Source organism: Collinsella aerofaciens (assembly GCF_015548375.1).
Lineage (GTDB): Bacteria > Actinomycetota > Coriobacteriia > Coriobacteriales > Coriobacteriaceae > Collinsella > Collinsella aerofaciens_AB.
Genome location: NZ_JADMWW010000048.1, coordinates 1 through 2,227, shown reverse-complemented (window position 1 = coordinate 2,227; position 2,227 = coordinate 1). Strand labels below are relative to the sequence as shown.

The window sequence follows — 2,227 nt, the reverse complement described above, 5'->3', positions numbered from 1 at the left end:
TAAAGCCGTTTGTCTCCACCCGCGTAGCGGGTGGTTTAAAGCTGGCCGCTGCGCGGCCAGCGGACTAAAGTCTTGAAACTGAGAAGGGGGAGGCCTCGCGGCCTCCCCCTTTTTTGCGTTTACGCGCAACATTCCTTCTGCAATTAAATCAATTTAATCATCCACCGCTGAATATAGACGTTCACCGTTCTTTGGTCGGTTCTTTGTTCTCAATGGACTAATATTTGCTTTAGCGCACTGCTGCGCTTGTCCTGTTTTACACGGGTCGTTTTATTGATTGTGACGGAAGGACTCACATGGCAGATGTTCATGAGCTGCTTGATACTTGGATTGCCAATGTCAAGGACGAGGAGCTCCTCGCTGAGCTTAACACGATGAAGGAGCAGGGTGATGAGGACGCCATCACCGACGCTTTCTTCCAGGATCTCGCCTTCGGTACTGCCGGCCTTCGCGGCACTATCGGTGCGGGCACTAACCGTATGAATATCTATACGGTCGGTCGTGCGACCCAGGGATTCGCTGACTACCTCAATGCGACCTTCGAGCATCCGACGGTCGCCATCGCTCGCGATAGCCGCAATAAAGGTGAGCTGTTCGTCAAGACGACGGCTGCCATTCTCGCAGCAAACGGCGTGACTGCCCTCGTGTATCCCAAGATTTCTCCTGTGCCGACGCTCTCCTGGGCCGTCCGCGACCTTAAGTGCTCCGGTGGCATTTGCATGACCGCTAGTCATAATCCGGCGCCTTATAACGGCTATAAGGCCTATGGCCCCGACGGCTGCCAGATCACCAGCGAGGCCGCCGATGCAATTTCTAAGGCTATCGCCGAGACCGATACGTTCACCGGCGTGAAGTCCATGGACTTCGATGAGGCTCTTGAGCAGGGTCTGGTCAAATGGATCGATGACTCGTGCCTCGAGCGTTATTACGACGCCGTTCTCGCCCGCGGCGTGACTAACCTTTCTGCCGAGGAGATCGCTGGCGCTCCGCTTAAGCTCGTCTACACTCCGCTCAACGGCACTGGCCTCATTCCCGTCACGACGGTGCTCGAGCGCGCTGGCATCACCGATGTCACGGTTGTTCCCGAGCAGAAGGAGCCTAACGGCGATTTCCCGACCTGCCCGTATCCTAACCCCGAGATTCGTCAGGCCATGCAGAAGGGCATTGACCTGTGCGAGCAGGTTCACCCCGATCTGCTGCTTGCAACCGATCCCGACGCCGACCGTGTTGGCGTTGCCGTTAAGAATGGCGATGACTATCTGCTGCTGACCGGCAATGAGATGGGCGTTCTGCTGCTTGACTATATCTGCAAGACCCGCGCTGCTCGCGGTGAGGACCTCACTAAGAAGGTTGCTGTCACTACTATCGTTTCTTCCGCCATGGTTGACGCTCTGGCCGACGAGTACGGTTTTGAGCTCCGCCGCTGCCTGACGGGCTTCAAGTACATCGGCGACATCATTACTTCTCTTTCCGATGCTGGCGAGGTCGATCGCTTTATCTTCGGTTTTGAGGAGAGCTACGGCTATCTGGCCGGTGACCTCGTGCGCGACAAGGACGCCGTGAGCACTTCTCTTCTGATTTGCCAGATGGCGCAGTATTACAAGCTCCAGGGCAAGAACCTTGCAGATGCGATGCACGAGCTGTACGAGAAGTATGGCTACTATCACAACAAGACGATTTCGCTGAGCTATCCGGGCGCTGAGGGTGCGGCAAAGATGGCCGGCATCATGGCTGGTCTGCGCGAGAACCCGCCCGCGGAGCTCGCCGGTTCCAAGATTGAGGCTGTCGTGGATTACAACACCTGCGTGAACGGCCTGCCGAAGGCTAACGTCATTGAGTTCGATCTTGAGGGCGGCAACAAGGGTATTGTTCGTCCTTCCGGCACCGAGCCCAAGATTAAGCTGTACATCTTCGCTAAGGGCGCGGATGCCGCCGAGGCTGATGCCGCACTTGACGCGATTGAGGAGTCTGGTCGCAAGCTGCTGGCATAAGGTATTTAAGAGTCTATAGCTATAGATGGGCTAAAGAGGGGATCTCGGATGCGAGGTCCCCTCCTGTTTTTAACCAGCCAGCCGAGAGTACTTATATGTGTAGGAAATGTGTACGCCCAGATTCCCGCCCCCGGGGGCCCTCCGGTCTGGCAATATATTTCCTTGCCGCGCGGCCCGGTCGGACCGGATGAGCCGCAAAGCGTGCACCTTGAGAACCGGATACTGCGAGGATGGAC

The 2,227-nt window shown here is 56.5% G+C and carries 1 protein-coding gene; it reads left to right on the top strand.

All coding sequences use genetic code 11. The features are described 5' to 3' along the window. The first annotated feature begins 296 nt into the window (after window positions 1-296). Window positions 297-1,991, top strand: coding sequence for a phospho-sugar mutase (locus I1969_RS10895; RefSeq protein WP_195235138.1), 1,695 nt, complete (start codon window positions 297-299; stop codon window positions 1,989-1,991). The last annotated feature ends 236 nt before the right edge of the window (window positions 1,992-2,227 follow it).

Coding starts and splice junctions, on each gene's coding strand:
- I1969_RS10895 (WP_195235138.1), top strand. CDS start 297: ATGGCAGATGTTCATGAGCTGCTTGATACTTGGATTGCCAATGTCAAG.